At 66.2% G+C, this 20,306-nt stretch carries 17 protein-coding genes; 11 read left to right on the forward strand and 6 right to left on the reverse strand.

Annotated features, from left to right (window positions below; all coding sequences use genetic code 11):
* From HYZ11_15700 to HYZ11_15710, 3 genes are all read left to right on the forward strand, one after another.
* Positions 1-130, forward strand: a 130-nt coding sequence (locus HYZ11_15700) for an ABC transporter permease subunit (GenBank protein MBI3129050.1), incomplete at its 5' end; no start/stop codon positions are given.
* Positions 130-1,044, forward strand: a complete 915-nt coding sequence (locus tag HYZ11_15705; protein MBI3129051.1) for an ABC transporter permease — start codon at positions 130-132, stop codon at positions 1,042-1,044. The genes HYZ11_15700 and HYZ11_15705, both read left to right, overlap by 1 nt.
* Positions 1,045-1,092: 48 nt before the next feature.
* Positions 1,093-2,697: a twin-arginine translocation signal domain-containing protein gene (locus HYZ11_15710; protein ID MBI3129052.1), complete on the forward strand. Its 1,605-nt coding sequence runs from the start codon at positions 1,093-1,095 to the stop codon at positions 2,695-2,697.
* Between the two features lie 54 nt (positions 2,698-2,751).
* Here the strand turns inward: HYZ11_15710 and HYZ11_15715 are convergent, their stop codons facing one another.
* Positions 2,752-3,189 carry an Rrf2 family transcriptional regulator gene (locus tag HYZ11_15715; protein MBI3129053.1) on the reverse strand — a complete coding sequence of 146 codons (438 nt, stop codon included), beginning with the start codon at positions 3,187-3,189 and terminating at the stop codon, positions 2,752-2,754.
* Between the two features lie 112 nt (positions 3,190-3,301).
* On the opposite strand from HYZ11_15715, the gene HYZ11_15720 reads away from it, so the two are divergent.
* On the forward strand, positions 3,302-4,603 hold the full coding sequence (locus HYZ11_15720; GenBank protein ID MBI3129054.1) for a TIGR04053 family radical SAM/SPASM domain-containing protein: 1,302 nt from the start codon (positions 3,302-3,304) through the stop codon (positions 4,601-4,603).
* Between the two features lie 113 nt (positions 4,604-4,716).
* Here HYZ11_15720 and HYZ11_15725 read toward each other — a convergent pair whose 3' ends face one another.
* Positions 4,717-5,709 carry a dihydroorotate dehydrogenase-like protein gene (locus HYZ11_15725; protein ID MBI3129055.1) on the reverse strand — a complete coding sequence of 331 codons (993 nt, stop codon included), beginning with the start codon at positions 5,707-5,709 and terminating at the stop codon, positions 4,717-4,719.
* A gap of 5 nt (positions 5,710-5,714) precedes the next feature.
* The gene (nifJ, locus tag HYZ11_15730; GenBank protein MBI3129056.1) at positions 5,715-9,335 is read right to left on the reverse strand and encodes a pyruvate:ferredoxin (flavodoxin) oxidoreductase; all 3,621 of its coding nucleotides are present in this window, start codon (positions 9,333-9,335) and stop codon (positions 5,715-5,717) included.
* 439 nt (positions 9,336-9,774) lie between these two features.
* Here nifJ and HYZ11_15735 point away from each other — a divergent pair, with 439 nt between their 5' ends.
* From HYZ11_15735 to HYZ11_15760, 6 genes are all read left to right on the forward strand, one after another.
* Positions 9,775-10,176, forward strand: coding sequence for a CBS domain-containing protein (locus HYZ11_15735; GenBank protein ID MBI3129057.1), 402 nt, complete (start codon positions 9,775-9,777; stop codon positions 10,174-10,176).
* Positions 10,177-10,486: 310 nt separating this feature from the next.
* Positions 10,487-10,951, forward strand: a complete 465-nt coding sequence (locus HYZ11_15740) for a universal stress protein (protein MBI3129058.1) — start codon at positions 10,487-10,489, stop codon at positions 10,949-10,951.
* A 17-nt stretch (positions 10,952-10,968) separates the two neighbouring features.
* Positions 10,969-11,418: a universal stress protein gene (locus HYZ11_15745; protein ID MBI3129059.1), complete on the forward strand. Its 450-nt coding sequence runs from the start codon at positions 10,969-10,971 to the stop codon at positions 11,416-11,418.
* A 100-nt stretch (positions 11,419-11,518) separates the two neighbouring features.
* Positions 11,519-12,637, forward strand: a complete 1,119-nt coding sequence (locus HYZ11_15750; protein ID MBI3129060.1) for a PAS domain S-box protein — start codon at positions 11,519-11,521, stop codon at positions 12,635-12,637.
* Positions 12,634-13,995, forward strand: a complete 1,362-nt coding sequence (locus HYZ11_15755; protein ID MBI3129061.1) for a sigma-54-dependent Fis family transcriptional regulator — start codon at positions 12,634-12,636, stop codon at positions 13,993-13,995. The genes HYZ11_15750 and HYZ11_15755 overlap by 4 nt, the downstream gene beginning before the upstream one ends.
* A gap of 295 nt (positions 13,996-14,290) precedes the next feature.
* Positions 14,291-14,740, forward strand: coding sequence for a universal stress protein (locus HYZ11_15760; protein ID MBI3129062.1), 450 nt, complete (start codon positions 14,291-14,293; stop codon positions 14,738-14,740).
* Positions 14,741-14,817: 77 nt separating this feature from the next.
* Here the strand turns inward: HYZ11_15760 and HYZ11_15765 are convergent, their stop codons facing one another.
* Complete coding sequence (locus tag HYZ11_15765) at positions 14,818-15,414, reverse strand: DUF4337 domain-containing protein (protein ID MBI3129063.1); 597 nt, start codon at positions 15,412-15,414, stop codon at positions 14,818-14,820.
* Between the two features lie 78 nt (positions 15,415-15,492).
* Complete coding sequence (locus HYZ11_15770; protein MBI3129064.1) at positions 15,493-16,680, reverse strand: aminopeptidase P family protein; 1,188 nt, start codon at positions 16,678-16,680, stop codon at positions 15,493-15,495.
* 217 nt (positions 16,681-16,897) lie between these two features.
* Between HYZ11_15770 and HYZ11_15775 the strand changes: the two genes are divergently transcribed.
* Positions 16,898-17,179 (forward strand): hypothetical protein, encoded by a 282-nt coding sequence (locus tag HYZ11_15775; protein ID MBI3129065.1) that lies wholly within the window; start codon positions 16,898-16,900, stop codon positions 17,177-17,179.
* Here the strand turns inward: HYZ11_15775 and HYZ11_15780 are convergent.
* Complete coding sequence (locus HYZ11_15780; protein MBI3129066.1) at positions 17,176-20,067, reverse strand: FAD-binding protein; 2,892 nt, start codon at positions 20,065-20,067, stop codon at positions 17,176-17,178. The genes HYZ11_15775 and HYZ11_15780 overlap by 4 nt on opposite strands.
* Between the last annotated feature and the right edge of the window lie 239 nt (positions 20,068-20,306).

Below are 20,306 nucleotides of genomic sequence, written 5' to 3' on the forward strand. Positions count from 1 at the left end.
GCGGGACTACAACATGATCCAGGGCGTCATCCTGGTGTACTCGTTCATCGTGGTCGTCATCAACCTCGCGGTGGACCTGCTCTATACGGTCATCGATCCGCGCGTCTCGCTCGGGAAGGAGGGCCGCTGATGGGCCTGGGGCATTTTTTCCGGGGCAGCAAGAGCGGTGTCGTCGGCTTCAGCGTCACGGCGGCCCTCATCCTGCTCGCCCTGGCCGGCCCCGCGCTCATTCCCGCCGACCCCAACTTCCAGCGCATCTCCGATGCCTACGCCCCGCCGAGCTGGGCGCACCCCTTCGGGCTCGACATCTACGGGAGGGACACCCTCGCCCGGGTGATCCACGGCTCCCGGGTCTCGCTCTTCATCGGTTTCGTGGCGGTGGCGTTCGGGGGATTTCTCGGCACGCTGATCGGCGCCCTTTCCGCCCTGGAGGGGGGAAGGATGGACCGCGTGGTCGTCCGCGCCACGGACATCCTTCTCTCGTTCCCGACCCTCATCCTGGGCGTGATCGTCATCGTCGCCCTCGGCAACCGCTTCACGAACGTCGTGGCTGCCGTCTCGGTGGCCATGCTGCCCAAGTTCGTGCGGTACGCCCGGGGCCCGACCCTGGCCATCCGGGAGCAGGATTTCGTCCAGGGGGCGATCGCGCTCGGCGCGGGCAGGGCCAGGGTCTTCTTCCGCCACGTGCTGCCCTCCATCCTGGGGCCGGTGATGGTGATGGCCGCCCTGTGGGTGGGGATCGCCATCCGCATCGAGGCCTCGCTCAGCTTCCTCGGCCTGGGGGTCCAGCCGCCGACGCCGGCCTGGGGCACCATGCTGAAGGAGGGGGTCGAGAGCATGCTCTTCACGCCCTGGCTGGCCCTATTCCCGGGGCTGGCCATCATGGTCACCATTTTCGGCCTCAACCTGCTGGGGGACTGGCTCCGCGACGTGGTCGATCCCTACGTCATGAGCCTCGCCCGGCGGGCCGATGAAGCGGGGGGGGCGGAAGCCCCCGGCACGGCGCCGTCGTTCTCAAGGGAGGAACTGGCGCGGATGGGCTGAGGCTTGAAATTCACGTTCGAACTTTCCGCAGAGAGAGGGGAGATCATCATGCCGAAGGGAATCAGCCGGAGAGAATTCTTGAAAGGCGCGGCCGCCATGGGCGCGGCGGCCACGATGGGCGGCCTGCGCGCGGAGGAGGCACGGGCGGCCAAGGGAGTTTTCCTGTGGGCCAACGGCTCCGAGGCCCGGTCCCTGGACCCGGCCAGGGCCATCACCACGGGGGACAGCCTGGCCCGCAGCTGGGCGAACGGATTGCTGCGCTTCAAGCCCGGCTTGGGGGACCCTTCGGCGTATGAGCTCGACCTCGCCGAGAAGTGGGACTCCAGCAACGGGGGCAAGACCTATACCTTCCAGCTCCGCAAGGGCGTTCAGGCCCACCACGGCGCCGGCGAGCTGACCTCGGCCGATGTGAAGTGGAGCCTTGAACGGCTCAGGGACAAGCGGCTCACCTCCATCTTCCGGGGCCGCTACGAGGGCATCGACGGCATCGAGACGCCGGACAAATATACCGTGCGCTTCCACCTGAAGGAGCCGGACGGACTCTTTCTCTCCAAGATGATGAACTTCCGGGGAGGCTACATCCTCTCGCGGGGCAAGGCGACGGACGACGTCGGTACCAACTACATGTGGAGCCCCGTCGGCACCGGACCCTTCCAGGTGGTGCAGGTCAAGCCGAAGGAAGCCTATATCTTTGAGCGCCACGAGAAGTATTTCCGGGGCACGCCGAAGATCCGGCGCTACGAGTTCCGCATCATCCCCGACATCAACACCCGCATCCTCGGCCTGAGGCGGGGGGAGCTGGACGCCATCTACCTGGCGACCCTGCCCAAGCGGCTGCTCGACAGCCTGAAGTCCGACCCGAACATCAGCGTGGACATCCCGGACTCCGACTACGCGGCCTCCCTGCACTTCAACCTGCGCATGAAGCCCATGGACGACATCCGGGTCCGCAAGGCCATCGCCTACGCGATCAACCGCAAGGAGATCGCGGACCTCTTCCGCCCGATGGCCCGGGAGCTCTACAGCGTCATCGCGCCGGCCTGCGTGGGCGGCCTAAAGCCGGAGGAGGTCCCGGCCGAGCTCCGCTATGACTATGACCCCAATAAGGCCAAGGCCTTGCTCGCCGAGGCCGGCTACAGGAGCGGGCTCCAGCTCGAGACGGCGGTTTCCCCGCTGCCCCACATCCAGCGGCCGATCCAGGTCATCCAGCAGCACCTGGCCCAGGTGGGAATCCAGCTGAAGGTGAACGTGGTCGAGCAGACGATCTACCTGCGCGGCTCCCGCCAGGACAAGTACCCGTTCGTGTCTTACGGAGGGAAGCGCTTCCCCCACGCCTATGATCACCTGTTCGAGTGGTACCATTCGAAGTCCGACGTGACCCTGCCCACCCGCCAGACGAACATCTCCCACTACGGGAACATCGGCGGCAGCGTGGACAAGCTCATCGAGGAGATGGGCCGGATCAGCGACACCAAGCGGCAGGTCGAGCTCGCCAAGCAGGCGCAGATCCAGATACTGAAGGACTTGCCCGCTTATCCGTTCTATACCCCGCTCGTGGGTTTCGCCCACCGGAAAAACGTGAAGTTCGGCTTCAAGTTCGAGGACTCGACCGTGTTCTCCTATTATATCACGGAGCAGTCGGAGGTCGCTTAGCGGACGTGCGAAAGCCCCCCGCGGGTCCCGCGGGGGGCTTTCGCAGGCCGGGCGTCAGGCGCCGTTCAGCGCCTGGCGTCCGTGCTGGGAGGCGTGGAGCATGTCCTCGAGGGTGGTGGTGCCGAGGAAGTCCACCATCTGCTCTTTGACGCAGAGCCATTTGGCGTGCAACGGGCATTCGGACCGGCCGGTGCATTCCTGGAAGCCTCCGACGCACTCCGAGAGGAAATCCTCTCCCTCGACCGCCCGGACGACATGAACCAGGAGAATCTCCCGGAGGGAGCGGCCGATGCGGAATCCTCCGCCGGGACCCTTTCGGGATTCGAGGATGCCGTCCCGGGCGAGGGATTGGAGGATCTTGGCCGCGCTGGGCTCCGGGACCTGGGTGGCCCGGGCGATACTCCGGACCGTCAGGAGCTGGTCCATCCCGTCCGCCGCCATATGGGTGAGGATTCGGACGGCCATCTTGGTGGGTCTGGAATAAAAGCTCATGAGCCTCTACTTTCCACTTGAAAAACGGATGAACAATTCCTAAATTCAATTTAGAGATTTTTATCTCTTTTGCAAGTTCCATAGATGAAAATTCGGCGCATCGGGGGTAAAAATGGATAGATTTCCTGATCGGACCGAGGCAAAGAATTCAGACCGCACCCCCCTCCGGCCCGGCCAGAAGCCTTCCTTCCAGGAAATTGACTTTGCCCGCTCCCCCTTTCTGGTCATTTGGGAAGCCACCCAGGCATGCGATCTGGCCTGCCTGCACTGCCGGGCCGAGGCGCGCCCCTGCCGCGACGCCGGGGAGCTCTCCACGGAGGAGGGGATGGCCCTGCTGGAGGATGCCCGCCGGTTCGGGCCCGTCCTCTTCGTGCTCACGGGGGGCGACCCCCTCAAGCGGCCGGACATATTCGACCTCATCCGCCACGGGCACGCGATCGGCCTGCGGATGACCATGACGCCCTCCGGCACCCAGCTCCTCACCCGGGAGCGGGTCCGCCAGATGCGGGCGGGCGGCCTTGCCCGCGTGGCGGTGAGCGTGGACGGCCCGGACCGCCTGAGCCACGACATGTTCCGTAATGTGCCGGGGAGCTTCGACTGGACGATGGACTGTATCCGCTGGGCGCGCGAGGAGGGCCTGGAGGTGCAGATCAACACCACCGTCACGCGCTTCAACAAGACCCGCCTGCGCGAGATGGCCGACATGGTCGCCCGCCTGGGCATCACCCTGTGGAGCGTCTTCTTCCTCGTCCCGGTCGGCCGGGGCAACAAGCACCACATGGTGAGCCCCGCCGAGCACGAGGCGCTCTTCCACCAGCTCTACGATTTCTCGAAGGAGATGCCCTTCGACATCAAGACCACCGCCGCTCAGCACTTCCGGCGGGTGAGCATGCAGCGGGCCGCCTGGGACAGTCTGCACGGAGGCGCCCCGGATCCCGCCGGCGGAGCTTCCCCCTTCCGGGGCGGGCCCGGCTTCAGCGCGGGCATCGGCCGCGCGGCCAAGGGAGTGAACGACGGGAACGGCCTCGTCTTCATCAGCCACCGGGGCGAGGTCATGCCCAGCGGTTTTCTTCCCGTCTCGGCCGGGAACGTGCGCAGCCGGAGCGTGGTGGACATCTACCGGGAATCCGAGCTCTTTTGCTCCCTCCGCCTGCCTGATTCCTACTCGGGAAAGTGCGGCTACTGCGATTTCCGCGACATCTGCGGAGGATCCCGCGCCCGGGCCCTCGCGGCGGCAGGGGACCCTCTGGCGAGCGAGCCTTTCTGCACCTACCGGCCCCAGAGGCCCGGTTCGGCCAAGCCGGCCTCGAACACCTACAAAGGCCCCCACGCCGAGGCGGGCGCCGTGACCCGCGCCCAGGTGATCGAAGCCCTCGCCCCGGCGCGCTCCGCCGGGGTCCCCGCCGCCGGCTAGCCGGCCTAAGCCTTTAAATCACCAGCGGACTCTTTTTCCGGAGAGTCCGTTGTTTTGTGGAAGGCGCCCCTGGCCGCCCGCCTCGCGCCACATGCCGTAATCCGGGTGTTCCCCTACACGCGATAGCCCTGCAGGGCGCCGATGTAGTTCGCCCGCCCGAAGGCCGGGGGGTCGGGGCAATGGAACTGGCTCATGCTGCCCTGCATCTGGCGGACGGACTCGTATTCGTGCTCGTCCATCCACCGGCGGAGGTTGTCCTCCACCTGCCGAATATGGCCGATACCGTTCTTGAGGAGGGCGGCGGCCATCATCGTGGCGCTCGCTCCGGCCATGAGCATCTTGAGCACGTCTTCGTGGGTATGGATGCCGCTCGTGCCCGCCAGGCTCATCCCCACGCGCCCGTGGAGAATCCCGATCCAGGTCAGGGGCAGGAGGAGGTCCTGTGGCCCGCTGAAGATGATCCGGGGCCGGACTTCGAGAACGTCGATATCGATGTCGGGCTGGTAGAAGCGGTTGAAGAGGACGAGGCCGTTGGCGCCGGCCTGCTCCAGGCGCTTGGCCATGTGGGCGAGGTTGCTGAAGTAGGGGCTCATCTTCACCGCGATGGGGATGCGAACGGCGGTCCGCACCGCGGTCAGGATCTCCACGTAGCGCTGCTCAACCTCCCTCGGGGCGAGGGAAGTGTCGGCTGGGATGTAGTAGATGTTGAGCTCCAGGGCGTCCGCCCCCGCCTGCTCGATCCGCGAGGCACAGTCCACCCATCCGCCGAGGGAGGAGCCGTTGAGGCTCGCGATGACCGGGATGTTCACCGCTTCCTTCGCCTGCCGGATGTGCTCGAGGTAGGCGTCCGGCCCCAGCTGGAACTCCGAGGGCTGGGGAAAGAAGGTGAGTGCCTCGGCGAAGCTGTCGGTGCCGTGGGTGAGGTGGTGGTGGAGCTCTCTGCGCTGGCGGGTGATTTGTTCCTCGAACAGGGAGTATAGGACCACCGCGCCCGCGCCTTCGTCCTCCATCTGGCGGATGTTCCGGATTTCCTCCGAAAGGGGGGAGGCGGAGGGGACGATCGGGCTCCGGAGCGTCATCCCGAGATATTCGGTGCGGAGGTCCATGGCCGTCAGCCCTCCGCCTCTTCGCCGGCCTTCGCGGCCGGCCGGCCCGCTTCGGGCGAGGCGCCGTTGGAGGAGAACTTCCGCGCGGCCAGGTGCTCGTAGAGCGCCCACCGCTGCCGGACCTCCTCCTGCGCTTCCTGGGCCAGGCGCTTGGCGGCCCCGGGATCGGTCATGCCGAGCATCCGGAAGCGGTTCTCCATCGCCATGTAGCGGGAGACGGGCATCTTCGGCGGGCCCGAATCGAGCTGGAGGGGGTTCTCCCCCTTCGCGGCGCGGCAGGGGTGGTAGCGGTAGAGAGGCCACTGGCCCGAGTCCACCGCGGCCTTCTGGTTCTTCATGCCCGTGGTCATGTTGATGCCGTGGGCGATGCAGTGGGCGTAGGCGATGATGAGCGAGGGACCCGGATAGGCCTCCGCCTCGAGGAAGGCGCGCAGGGTGTGCTCGTCCTTGGCGCCCATGGCGACACGGGCGATGTACACGTTCCCGTAGGTCATGGCGATGAGACCGAGGTCCTTCTTGCCGGTGGCCTTGCCGCTGGTGGCGAACTTGGCGACGGCTCCTCGCGGTGTGGCCTTGGACATCTGGCCGCCCGTATTGGAGTAGACCTCCGTGTCCATGACGAGAATGTTCACGTTCCGGCCGCTCGCCAGCACATGATCGAGGCCGCCGAAGCCGATGTCGTAGGCCCACCCGTCCCCGCCCACGATCCAGATGCTCTTGCGCACCAGCGCGTCCACCAGGCCAAGGAGGCGCTTCGCCTCGGGCGTGCCCATCCCGGCGAGCTTTTGCTTGAGGATCTCCACCCGCGCGCGCTGTTCATGGATGTCGGCCTCGTCCTCCTGGACGGCTTCGAGGATGGCCTTGGCCAGTTCCTCTCCGATCGCCCCCGCCGCCAGGGCCACAAGCTGGCGGGCGGCCTCGGCCTGCTTGTCGATGGAGACGCGGAAGCCCAGGCCGAACTCGGCGTTGTCCTCGAAGAGGGAATTGGCCCAGGCCGGGCCGCGTCCCTCCCGGTTCACGCTCCAAGGGGTGGTGGGGAGGTTGGCTCCATAGATGGAGGAGCAGCCCGTGGCGTTCGCCACGAGGAGCCTGTCCCCCCATAGTTGGGTGAGGAGCTTGAGGTAAGGCGTCTCGCCGCAGCCCGGGCAGGCGCCCGAGAACTCGAACAGGGGCTGCTGGACCTGCTGCTGCCGGATGGTGTTGACCCGCACCTTGCGCCGGTCCGTCTCGGGCAGGGCGGCGAAGAAGTCCCAGTTCGCCCTCTCGCGCTCCAGGATGGGGGCCTTGTCGGTCATGTTGAGCGCCTTCAGGCGCGCCTGGGACTTGTTTCGGGCCGGGCATACGTCCACGCAGATGCCGCATCCGGTGCAGTCCTCGGGGGAGACCTGGATGATGTACTTCATGTCCTCCCACTCCCGGTCCCGGGCGTCCTTGGAGAGGAGAGAGGCGGGCGCGCCTGCAAGCTCCCCGGGCTCGACGACCTTGATTCGGATCACACTGTGAGGGCACACGAAGGCGCACTTGCCGCATTCGATGCAGGTGCCGGGCTCCCAGGCCGGGATCTCGATAGCGATGTTCCGCTTCTCCCATCTTCCCGTCGCGCTGGGGAAGGTCCCGTCGATGGGAACGCGGCTCACCGGCAGGGCATCGCCCTCGCCGGCGATGATGGGTCCGATGACTTCCCGGACGAAGGCGGGCGCTTCGTCCGGGACGGGCGGGATCATGCGGCGGGTGCTGGTGCCGCCCTCCGGCACCCGCACCTCGTGCAAGTGGGCGAGGGTGCCGTCTACGGCGCGGATGTTCATCTGGACGATCTCGTCGCCCTTCCGGCCGTAGGTCTTCTGAATCGACTCCTTGATGGCCCCGATGGCCTCGTCCCGGGGCAGGATCCCCGAGATGGCGAAGAAGCAGACCTGCATGACGGTGTTGATATGCCGGCCCATCCCGCTCTCGCCCGCGACCTTGTAGGCGTCGATGACGTAGAAGCGCAGGCGCTTGCGGACGACAGTCTCCTGCACTTCGAGCGGGAGCGTGTCCCATACCTTGTCCGAAGGATAGGGAGTGTTGAGCAGGAAGGTTCCACCGGGGACGAGGCTCTTGAGCATGTCGTAGCGGTCGAGGAAGTGGTGCTGGTGGCACCCGAGGAAATTCGCCCGGGTGATGAGATGGGAGGAGCGGATGGACGCCGGCCCGAAGCGCAGGTGGGAGATGGTGATGGCTCCCGCCTTGCGCGAGTCATAGACGAAGTAGCCCTGGGCGAAGTTGCCGGTCTTCTCGCCGATGATCTTGATGGAATTCTTGTTGGCCCCCACCGTCCCGTCCGAGCCCAGGCCGTAGAAGACGGCCCGGTACACGCTCTCGGGCTCGATCGAGAAATCCGCGTCGAAGGGGAGGCTGGTATGGGTGACGTCGTCCTCGATGCCGATCGTGAAATGGTTCTTCAGGTCCGGCTGCGCGAGATGCTCGAAGACAGCCTTGGCCATCGCGGGAGTGAATTCCTTGGAGGAGAGGCCGTAGCGGCCGCCGATGATCCGGGGAAGCCGCGGGGATTCGAAACTCCACCCGCCCTGCCGGGCCTCCTCGAGCGCGTTCACGGCGTCCAGGTACAGGGGCTCCCCCCCGCTTCCCGGCTCCTTGGTGCGGTCGAGGACGGCGACGGAGCGCACGGTGGGCGGCAGGGCCTCCATGAACCGGCGGACGTCGAACGGCCGGAAGAGGCGGACCTTGAGGACGCCCACTTTCTCGCCCTGGGCGAGGAGGTGATCCACCGTCTCGTGGACCGTCTCCGCCCCCGAGCCCATGAGGACGATGACGCGGTCGGCGTCGGGTGCGCCGTGGTAATCGTAGAGCCGGTAGGCCCTGCCGGTCAGTTCCCGGAAACGATCCATCGCCTTCTGCACGATTCCGGGGCAGGCGAGGTAGAAGCGGTTGGAGGCCTCGCGTCCCTGGAAAAATACATCCGGGTTCTGGGCGGTCCCCCGGACGACCGGGTGTTCCGGCGAAAGGGCCCGGGCGCGGTGGGCGAGGATGAGGTCCTCGTCGATCAGTGATCGCAGGTCGTCGTCCGGGAGCACCTCAATCTTCGAAACCTCGTGGGAGGTCCGGAAGCCGTCGAAGAAGTGGAGGAACGGGATGCGGGACTCGAGGGTGGCGGCCTGGGAGATGAGGGCGAAGTCCTGCGCTTCCTGCACCGACCCCGAACAGAGGAGGGCGAAGCCCGTCCCCCGGGCGGCCATCACGTCGCTGTGGTCGCCGAAGATGGAGAGGGCGTGGGCGGCGACCGAGCGCGCGGCGACGTGGAAGACGGTGGGCGTCAGCTCGCCCGCCAGCTTGAACATGACGGGGATCATGAGGAGAAGGCCCTGGGAGGCCGTGAAGGTGGTGGTCAGGGAGCCGGTCTGAAGGGCGCCGTGGACGGCCCCGGCGGCCCCGGCCTCGCTCTGCATCTCGATGACGGAGGGGGCGGTCCCCCAGACGTTGGGTTTTCCCTCGGAGGCCCAAGCGTCGGAGGACTCGCCCATCGGCGAGGAGGGGGTGATGGGATAGATGGCGATGACTTCGTTCGTCCGGTAGGCGACGGAGGCGACCGCTTCATTGCCGTCCATGGTCTCGGTGATAGGACTCATGCGAACTCCGGTCAGTTATGGCCTCCTTCGGGGCCGATTCCTTGGTTCAGGCGGACGGACCCGCCCTTTCCCGCGAAAACAGAATCACGATTCATGCCGTCCCGGGTCAGATTTGTGAGGAAAAGGGGCGGGAAATGGGTTTAGGCTTTGGTTTCAAGGGGGAGGGGGGAAAATCGACGACTCGGAAAGCCGGGGAACGAGTCCCTTTTGCTTTCGGAGGGTGGGACGGTTTGTCTCACCTGGCTGCCTGGTGAGGCGGAATCGCCTTCTAATTCTGGGATTTCAATCGTTTCGCGCGACCCGGCCAGGGCCGCCGGATGAGACGGGGAAAGGCGATCGGGAGAAGTCTGAAACCGGAGATTCCGGCTGGCATTGTTATTGCGTCTGAAGTGGCTTGCCCTCCCGCTTCGCGTTGCGGCACGCCGCCAAGGAGAACGCGGTGAAGGTTCGGGAAGTGATGACCTCCCCGGTCGAAACCTTGGACCGCAACGACACGCTCTCGCTGGCGGGGGATTTGATGAAGATGAAGCGCATACGCCATCTGCCCGTCCTGGAGGATGGGGCATTGGTGGGCATCGTCAGCCAGCGGGACTTGTTTCGTGCAGGGCTTTCGACGGTCATGGGGTTCGGCGCCAAGGCCCAGCAGGAATTCATGCGGACCGTGCTGGTGAAGGAGGTGATGACGGAAAACGTGGTCACCGTCTCGCCCGAGGACGAAGTCGCGGAGGCGGCTCGGCTCATGCTGGAGAAGCAGATCGGCTGCCTCCCCGTCGTCGACGATGGAAAGCTGGCCGGGCTGGTGAGCGAGTCGGACCTCGTCCGACTCGTGGCCCGGACCTGAAAGGATTTCCGCCAGCCCAAAAGCCTTTTGCCATCCTGCCCCAGTGTGCCATAATGCTACAGAATTGGTTGCCTTTCTCCCTTCCTTTCACTTCATTCGAGGATGGGAATCCCGGGTGGGTTTTGAAGAAATATGATTTTATATTCAATATATTAGCCGCCTAACTTGAAGTGTTTTTCCCAGATTTACCCCCTGGGTACAGGATTTGCGAAATTTGAATGCGAGGTGGGTACGCCCGGTTGGGGTGGGGAGTCATGGTTTCCTCCTGGGCGCAGGCGAGGCAAGCCGCTCCCACCCGAAGGAGGCAGCCATGTACCGGAAAATCCTGGTTCCTCTCGATGGCTCGGCGCTGGCGGAGGGCATTCTCCCCCAGGTGAACGAACTGGCGCGGGTACACCAGGCGCAGGTACTGCTCCTGCGCGTCGGCTTCGCCCTCGTCTTTCCGGGGACGGACCCCGCCGAGGCCCAGGTAGGCACCATCGTCGAGGCCGAGAATTACATCGAAGGTGTCCGGAAACGGATGACGGCGGAAGGCCTCGAGGTGGAGACCGCCGTCCGCTACGGCTTCCCTGCCGAGGAGATCCTCACGCACGCGCGCCGGAACAAGGTGGACCTGATCGCCATGGCCACTCACGGCCGCACGGGCCCCGCCCGCTGGGTGCTCGGTAGCGTGGCCGAGCAGGTTCTCCGGCAGGCCGACGTGCCCGTGCTGCTCTTCCGCCTCCCCAAGGCGGCCCATCTCAAGGAGCCGGCGGCGAAGTATGCGACCGCCTAGGGAAAGGAGGTAGCATCATGAAAAAATTCGCCCCGCGGAAGATCCTGGTTCCGGTCGATTTCTCCGACTTCAGCAAGGATGCGCTCGAAGCCGCCGAGGGCATCGCCGAAGCGCGCGGCGCCGCCATCACCTTGCTCCACGTCATGGTGGAGCCGCAGGCGTCGGTGCCCTACGAAGTCTATATTGACTGGCAGAAGGTGAAGGGGGAGATTCAAGCGGACGCCGAAAAGCTGCTGTCCCAGATGGCGTCCGGGGGCGGCCCCGCCGGAAAGGCCGAAAAACGGCTGGAATGGGGCGAGCCGGCGGCCAAGATCGCGCAGATCGCCCAGGAGGGGAGCTTCGATCTGATCGTGATGGCCACCCACGGCCGCACGGGCTTGAGCCGCCTGTTTCTCGGGAGCGTGGCCGAGAGGGTCATTCGGCACGCGCCGTGCCCGGTTCTGAGCTTCCGTCCGAAGCAGCAGTGAGGGGACGGCCCGCGATTCGGGAGGTGCAAGGTTGCCGAGACGGCCGAAGCACGAGGGTTCCGGCCCGAACCTTCGAGGCGCCAAGGCGGGGGAAACCGTCTTGCCCGCCGGAAAGCCCGGCGGCCAGGAAATCCAGAGAGAGGAAACCCGTCTCCACGCCGTCCTGGACGGAATGGTGGACGGCCTCATCACCATCGACGACAAGGGAGTGGTCCAGAGCTTCAACAAGGCGGCCGAGCGGATGTTCGGCTATGCGGGAGAGGAGATCTTAGGCAAGAACGTCAAGTTCCTGATGCCTGGTTCCTACGCCCGCCACCACGACGAATATCTCCAGCACTACCTCCGGACGGGGGAGCGGCGGATCATCGGCATCGGGCGCGAGGTAGAAGGGCTGAGGAAGGACGGGACCATCTTCCCGATCAGCCTGGCCGTGAGCGAAGGGTTCGTTGAGGGCAAGCGCATCTTCATTGGCAACATCCGCGACCTGACGCTCGAGCGCGGGCTGCGGGAGCAGCTCTACCAGGCCGAGAAATTCTCTTCCATCGGTGAGCTGGTGGCGGGGATCGCGCACGAGATCGGCGGGCCTCTCAGCGTCATCTCGGGCAACGCGGAATTCCTGCGCGAGAGCTTCGAGGCCTCGGATTCCCGCAGGAAGGATGTGGAGGGTATCGTCCGCGAGTGCGACGCCGTCGCGCAGCTCATGCGCCGCCTCCTGGATTTCAGCCGCCCGGGCCGGGTCGAGCTCCGTCCCCTCGACCTGAACGAGGGCCTCCGCAACGTCTTCTCGCTCGTGCGCAAGCAGTTCAGCAAGGACAAGGTCGAGGTCAAGCTGGACCTCCAGGTCGGCCTCCCCCGGATACTGGGGGACTCCAACCACCTGGAGCAGGTCTTCATGAACATGGTCATCAACGCCCGTAATGCGATGCCCAAGGGGGGGACGCTGACCATCTCCTCCTACGTGGGAAGCGTGGACGAGGCCGGGCGCCGCGTGTGCGTGGAGTTCCGGGACACGGGGGAGGGGATCCCCAGGGAGAACCTGGAGCGGATCTTCGAGCCCTATTTCACCACCCGGAGGCCGGGAAAGGGCACCGGCCTCGGGCTCGCCATCTGCCGGCGGATCATCGCCGACCACCGGGGCTTCATCCGGGTCTATAGCCAAACGGGGGCGGGCACCACGTTCACCGTCTACCTGAGGTCCGCCGAAGAGGAAGCGCAATGAATAATGGGGCGAGCATCCTGGTGGTGGACGACGAGGAGCGGGTGCGCACCCTTCTCTCCCGCCTCCTGACCGAGGAAGGCTACCAGGTGGACGCCGTGGCCTCGGGCGAGGAGGCGCTCCGGGCGGCGGAGGAGGGCTCCTACGAGGTCGTGCTCACCGACCTGATGATGCCGGGCATGTCGGGCATCGAGCTGCTTGTGCAGCTGCGGCGCCTGAATTCCGAGACGGAGGTCATCCTCCTCACCGCGCACGGCACGGTGGACTCGGCCGTGGAAGCCATGAGGAAAGGGGCTTTCCATTACCTGAGCAAGCCCTTCAAGCTCGACGAGGTCCGCGTATACGTCCAGAAGGCCGTGGAGGAGAGCCGGAACCAGCGGGAGCTCCTGGGCCTGCGCCGCGAGGTGCGCCAGCGCTTCGAGTTCTCGAACATCATCGGCAAGAGCAAGCCGATGATGGAGGTGTTCGACCTCATCCGGCGCGTGGCCCGGTCGAACAGCACTGTGCTCATCCAGGGCAAGAGCGGCACGGGCAAGGAATTGGTGGCCAAGGCCATCCACTACAACAGCCCCCGCAGCAGCCAGCCCTTCATCGCCATCAATTGCAGCGCCATAACGGAAACCCTGCTGGAAAGCGAGCTGTTCGGGCACATGAAGGGGTCCTTCACGGGGGCCGTGTCGAGCAAGAAGGGCCTCTTCGAGGAGGCCCAGAGCGGGACCATCTTCCTGGACGAGATCGGAGAGATCAGCGCGGCCCTCCAGGTGAAGCTCCTCCGCGTGCTGCAGGACCACGAGATCCGCCGCGTGGGGGGGAACCAGTCCATCAAGGTGGACGTGCGGGTCATCACGGCCACCAACCGCGACCTGGCCGAGGCGGTCCGCCAGAAGGAATTCCGGGACGATTTTTACTACCGCCTGAACGTGGTCACCATCCACCTCCCCACCCTGAAGGACCGGCCCGAGGACATCCCCCTCCTGGCCCAGCATTTCCTCGCCAAGTACGCCAAGGCGGCGGGCACCGGCGTCTCCCAGATATCCAAGGACGCCATGCGCGCCCTCATGCGGTACTCGTGGCCGGGGAATATCCGCGAGCTGGAAAACGTCATCGAGCGGGCCATCACCCTGGGGGCCGAGGGCGAAATTCAGCCCGAGGACCTGCCCGACGTGCTCCGCCGGGAGGAGGGGGAGATCACGCTCGACGCGATTCCGGTGGAGATGTCCATGCAGGAGGTCGAGAAGGCTCATATCGAGCGGGTGCTCAAGCATACGGGGGGGCAGGTTTCCCAGGCCGCCCGTATGCTGGGCATCGATCGCCGGACCATTTACCGGAAGATGCAGGCCTACAACATCCGCAGGGACTAGCCTCTCCTGGCGAAGCAAAATGCCTCACCTCCCTGATTTTTGAGGCTATCTGGCCGGTTTCATTCCCTCCGCGATCCAAACACCCTCATCGGAAAACCGCCTCGCACGCCCCCTGCGGATGCCACCAAACGTCGGATTTTCAGCCTTTTTCCCCATTTCTTCCAAAGTTTCTGGCTTTAGGCTTGGGAAAAATAAATTGGCATCTTGATTGCTCTTGAGAAAGCAGAATGGACTCCGGCCGCTCTCGGGAAGGCGAAAGGCGCAGGGGCGCCGCCGCCGGAAGAGAAGGGATGGCATGTTTCAAAAAATCCTGATTCCGCTGGATGGCTCGCCGGTGGCCGAGCAGATCCTTCAGCACCTTCCGGACCTCACCGGAGGAAGCTACGAGGTCCATCTTCTGCGCGTGGCGAACGCCGCCCATCTTCCGGGCGTGAATCCCGAAGAGACGCAGGTGAACGTGCTCAAGGAGGCGGAGGAGTACTTGGCGATGGTCGAGGGGCGGCTTCGGGAGAATGGCCTGCGGGTGGAGTCCCACGTGCGGTACGGGCATCCAGCCGAAGAGATCACCGAGCACATCCGGCATTGGAAGTACGACCTCATCGCCATGACCACCCATGGGCGCTCGGGGGTGAACCGCCTCCTGATGGGGAGCGTGACCGAGAGTGTCATCCGGAAGGTTTCCATCCCGGTGCTGGTCGTCCGGGCGATGGAGGTTCCCTCCGAGAAGGTGGTCTGCGGGGGATAACGGAACGAGATCAATTCCAAGCCGAGCGGGCCGCCTGCCCTTGCCGGGAGGCGGCCCGCTTTTGTTTGGAAACGGCTTCAGCCCAGGGGGAAGAGGAGAAAGAAGCCGTTCAGCGAAAAGGCGCAGGCGGCGATGCCCAGGAGCCCGCTGAGGTAGAAGAGGAGCCGCGAGGCGGCGAGGATGCTCACCGAGGCCAAGACGATGGCGATCTGGAAGAGCCCGACGGAGATGTCGAAATTGAAATCCTGCTGCCCGGCCCTCTCGCGCCGCCTTTCCTCTTCCCGCGCGCGGGTGAGGAGTTCTTTCTTCCCTTCGCCCGTGCTGGGCTCGCTCTCGTACCGGGTGATGGTTTGCCTGTAATCCGCGATCCGCTTTTCGATGGATTGCCGGACGTCGCCCGCCATGTCGGGATGGCTGGCGAGCAGCGCCTCGAGACCTTGGGCCGCCAGGGCGTAGTTCGTCTGGCGGACGTTCTTCGCCTGGAAGAAGGCGAACAGGTTGGACGCGGAGATGTTGGAGCTCATCATCTCCTTGGCCGCGTTCTCCCCGCCGAGGCCCGTGACGGCCAAGAGCATGGCCAGGAATCCTACGAAGATGGCCACCCGCTTGCGGAAGCGCTCGTCGGCATTCCCATCCTGGCTGGAAATCGTCTCGCTGATTTCATTGGCGTCCATCGGCAAGTCGCGTTCCTCCTCTCGATTCCCGGTGATCTGAAGCGCCTGGAAGCGGGCCGTCCCGTGCGGCCCGCTGGGCTAGCCGCAGCGCGGGAAGGCAAGCGGAAAGCGGTGCAGGCTCTGGAAGCCCTCTCGCGTCACCACCCCGAGATCCCCCACCTGGAGCCCCCGCCCTGCCTGGTCCACCGGGTTCGGCTGGATGACCATGACCATGTTCTCCCGGTACTTGAAGTCGGCCGGAGGAACGGCGTAGCCCGAGCCGGGGATGCCGATGGAGGGTTGGAGAAGGTCCACGCCGAACCCGTGGGCGAGGGAGTCGTAAATCTGGAGGCCCTTTTTGGGCAGGCTCTCCGTGGCCGTCAGCACGTCTTCCACCGGGGCCCCCGCGCGCATGGCCCGGGCCATGTCGTGGAAGACCTCGAGCGAGGCGTCGAAGAGGTGGCGGTAGGGAGGCGTTGGGTCGGCGGCCACGGTGAAGGGGCGGAGAATCTGGCCGGCGTACCCGTAATGGGCCGCGCTGATCTCGGTGTGGATGATGTCCCCGGCCTGGAGTTTCCGCCGCGTGGGGTTCTGCCAGGGGAGGGGGGTGTGAGGGCTCGCCATGGGGGTAGCCGTCACGAACTGGACGAGCGATTCGCCGCCTTCGGCGGCGTAGGCCGCCACCATGCGGCCCGAGAGCTCGTATTCGGGGACGCCCGGCCGGGCGTGCTCTTGGAGGGCCGCCATTGCCAGGTCGGTCAGGCGGGCTCCCTCCCGGAGCCAGGCGATCTCCTCCTCGCTCTTGACGATGCGGAGGTCCCGGAAGGCGGCCGAAACGTCCACCCACCGCGCCTCCGGGAAGCGTTGTTTCAGGAAATCCATGTGGCCGCCGAAGAGGAGCATCCCGAAACGGGGATTGACGCCCACCAGCCCGATGCGGGCCCGGCCCAGGCCCAGCTTGTCCAGCTGGGCGGCGACCTTCTCGGGGTTGCCGTAGCCGCCGTGGCGCACGTCCGAGACGGCGGCCATGGCCTGGGCGTTATGAAGATGATTGTAGAGGCCGACGAAAAGGGAGGGTTCCCCCTTTAGCGGAAAGACGAGGAAGGCGTGGTTGAAGTCGCGGTAGCCCGTCAGGTAGTAGATGTTGGCCTGGTTGTTGCGGTTGGTCCCGGTCAGGGCGAAGAGGAGGAGGCATTCGAGCCCCTGCTCCTCCATCAGCCTGCGGGCCAGCCCGTGGCGGCGGGCCATCTCCTGCGCCGAGAAGCGGGGGTAGAGCTCTTCCGTCATCGTCTTCCTCTCCTAGGAAAGATGAATGCCACCCCCCAGGCGGGGGGAACCTCATGCCGTCTGAACGTGCGGGCAAGCATACCGCCTCTCCCGGATCGAGGGGAGGGGGCTGCCCCGATCCTGATTCTCGAAATTGAGCGCTGGAGGCCTCAAGTTTCCGCTCCCGCTGCCGAAACATAGAGGGAAGGGAACCGGCCTCCAGGGAAGGAGCCAAGAGATGGTCGCGGAACCCATTGAAATCGTTTGGAATGTGGACGAGCCAACCGAGGGCCTGAACGACTACCACGTCTGGGGCATGGCCGTCCGCTCCCGCCGCAATGAGGAACTGACCCGCCTGCTCGACGTCCTTGAAATCAACGGCCTGTGCCAAGTCGTCGTCTTCGACGCCTCGGGCCGCGAAACTCTATTTCCCTGCGAGCTGCCCTCGCGCCAGCCGGCCCGGCCGGCGAAGATGCTCCCGGCGGCCGCGGTCCCCGAGGTCGAGGTGGCCCTGGCCTAGGCGGAAGGCTCCGCCAGGGCCGCGGCCAGCACCTCGGCCAGGTGCCTGGCGCTCCTCCCTGTCCCCTTGGCGATCTGCTGGCGGCAGGAGACGCCGTTGGCGATGACGCCCGCCTCCCCGCCCTCCTTGCGGATGGCCGGAAAGAGCTTCAGCTCGCCGATGGCGAGGGAGATGTCATAGTGCTCCTTCTCGTAGCCGAAGGAACCAGCCATCCCGCAGCAGCCCGAGGGGATGGCCTCCACCTTTAGCCCCGGCACCAGGCCGAGCGCTTCCAGCGAGGGCCCCACGCCCGCCAGGGACTTCTGGTGGCAGTGGCCGTGGAAGAGCGCCCTCCCGGGCGCCTCCCGGAAGCGCAGGTCCAACTCCCCCGTGGCCTTGAGGCCGACCAGGAACTCCTCCAGCATGAACGAGGACTTGGCCAGCATCCGCGCCTCGGGAGCCGGGATGAGGTCCGGGTACTCGTCGCGGAAGGTCAGCAGGCAGCTCGGCTCGAGGCCGATGATGGGGGTCTGGGCGGAGAGGGCCGGGTAGAGGCGGACGAGGTTCTCCTCCGCCAGGCTCCGGGCGTCGCGCAGGAGCCCGTGCGAGAGCATGGGCCGGCCGCAGCAGCGGAGCTGGGTGAGCTCCACCTCGAAGCCCGCCGCCTCCAGCACGCGGACGGCGGCCCGGCCCACCTCGGGATAGTTGAAGTTCGTAAAAGTGTCGTTGAGCAGGAGCACCTTCCCGCGCGGCGGGGGGAGGGCGGGGCGCGGCCGCCCCCGGAACCATTCCTCGAACGTGGGCCGGGCGAGGGGAGGGAGCTGGCGGCGCCGGTCCAGCCCCAGGAAGCGGTCCATCAGGGAGCGGGCGAACCCGTTCCGCATCGTCCAGTTCACGAGGGGCACGAAGGGCTGGCTCAGGCGGTTGATGTCGGCGATCCGCCCCAGGAGCCGCACCCGGAGCGGCACCCCGTGGCGGTCCCAGTAGGCCTGCATCACCTCGGCCTTGATCTTGGCCATGTCCACGCTGGAGGGGCACTCCGCCTTGCAGCCCTTGCAGGAGAGGCATAGGTCCAGCACGTCGTAGACGCCCTGGCTGGCCAGCTCCTCGCCGGGCAGGCCCTCCGCGATCACCCGCCGGAGCACGTTGGCCCGGCCGCGCGTCGAGTGCTCCTCCTCCCGGGTGGCCTGGAAGGAGGGGCACATGGTGCCGTCGCGCTTGCGGCACTCGCCCACCCCGTTGCACAGCTCGATCGCCCGGACGAAGCCGTGGTCCCGCGAGAAGTCCAGAATGGTGGGGATTTCCCGCGTCTTCCCCTGGGCGTAGCGCAGGTTATCGGTGAAGGGCGGGGCGTCCACGATCTTCCCCGGGTTCATCTGGTTCGATGGGTCGAAGGCCCGCTTCACCCGGCGGAAGGCCTCGTAGAGCCTGGGGCCGAAGAAGCGGGGCACCCACTCGCTGCGGGCGAGGCCGTCGCCGTGCTCGCCGCTCATCGCGCCCCCGTACTCGAGGACCAGCTCGGCCACCTCCTTCTGGATGGCCACCATCTTCCGGACCCCCCCGGCCTCCTTCAGGTTGAGGATGGGCCGGAGGTGGAGCAGCCCCACGCTCGTGTGGCCGTAGTAGGAGGTCGAGGAGCCGTACTTGCGCATGATGGCCTCGAAGCGCTGGTAGTACGGCAGCAGGCGCTCGGGCGGCACGGCGCAGTCCTCGACGAAGGCCACGGGCTTGGCGTCTCCCCGGCGGCCCAGGATGTAGCCGAGGCCCGCCTCGCGCACCTTGCCCGGGTCGGAGCGGGTGGCCGGGTCGCGCATGATCACCCGGGCGTAGCCCTCGCCCGCGCGCTCCATGTCCGCCGCGAGGCGCTGGACCTTCTCCTCCGCCTCGTCCTGGGTCTCCCCGTAGAACTCGATCAGCAGGAAAGCCGCGGGCTCGCCGCGCATGAAGCTCCGCATCCAGCGCTGGGCCGCGAGGTTCTGGGCGGCCTGGTCGAGGATGACCTTGTCCACGATCTCGACCGCCGCCACGCCCTCCCGCTTCAGGATGGGGCCGCTCGCCGCGATGGCCTTCTCGATGCTGTCGAAATGGACGACCAGAACCCCCACCGCCTTGGGGAGGGGGCAGATCCTGACCTTCATCTCGGTGACGGCGGCCAGGGTGCCCTCGGCCCCCGCCAGCACCTTGGCGAGGTTGAAGGGCGCTCCCGGGCGCACCAGCTCGTCCAGGTTGTAGCCGCTCACCCGGCGCATGATCTTGGGATAGCGCGCCTCGATCTCCTCCAGGTTCTCCCCGGCGATGCGGTGGAGGGCCCGGTGGATCTCCCCCTCGCGCGTCTTCTCCGCCAGCTTGGCCTCGAGCGCCGCTCCCTCCAGCGGCCCGAAGGAGAAGGGGTCCCCCCCCGCGAGGAAGCCCGAGGCCGCGATGACGTGGTCCACGGTCTTCCCGTACACGATGGAGCGCGAGCCGGAGGAGTTGTTTCCCATCATCCCGCCCAGGGTGGCCCGGCTGCTGGTCGAGGTGTTGGGGCCCAGCACGAAGCCGTGGGGCCGGAGGTGGGCGTTCAGGTGGTCCTGCACCAGTCCGGGCTGGAGGCGCACCCAGCCCCCCTCCGCGTCGAGCTCCAGCACCCGGTTCATGTACTTGGAGAAGTCCATCACCACGGCGCGGCCCACGGTCTGGCCCGCAAGGCTCGTACCGCCCCCCCGGGGCAGCACGGCGGCGCCGTGGCCCGCGGCGATGCGAACGGTCTTCTGGACGTCCTCCGCCGAGCGGGGGATGACCACCCCGATAGGGTCGATCTGATACATGCTGGCGTCGGTGCTGTAGAGGGCGCGGGAGTAGGGGTCGAAGCGGACCTCGCCTTCGAGGGTGCCCTCCAGCTCGGCGCGAAGATTCTCCCAGCCTTGCATGGGCTTCCTTTCGGGATCGGGGGGCGCGGCCGGGGAGATTTCCGCCGGACGCCGTTCCAGGGCCGCCAGGACGCCCTATGGAATCACAGGAGCCCGCCCGGCGGCAATCGGCGGGGCCTCCCTGTGATGGGTCAGTTTGGCGGTTTGGCTGTCATTCCGAGCCCTGCGCTTGCGCTCAGGACAGGCTCCGCGAGGAATCTTCGTGAGGCGCAACCCCCCCAGATTCCTCGGTCGCCCTT

Source organism: Candidatus Tectomicrobia bacterium, assembly GCA_016192135.1.
Lineage (GTDB): Bacteria > UBA8248 > UBA8248 > UBA8248 > UBA8248 > 2-12-FULL-69-37.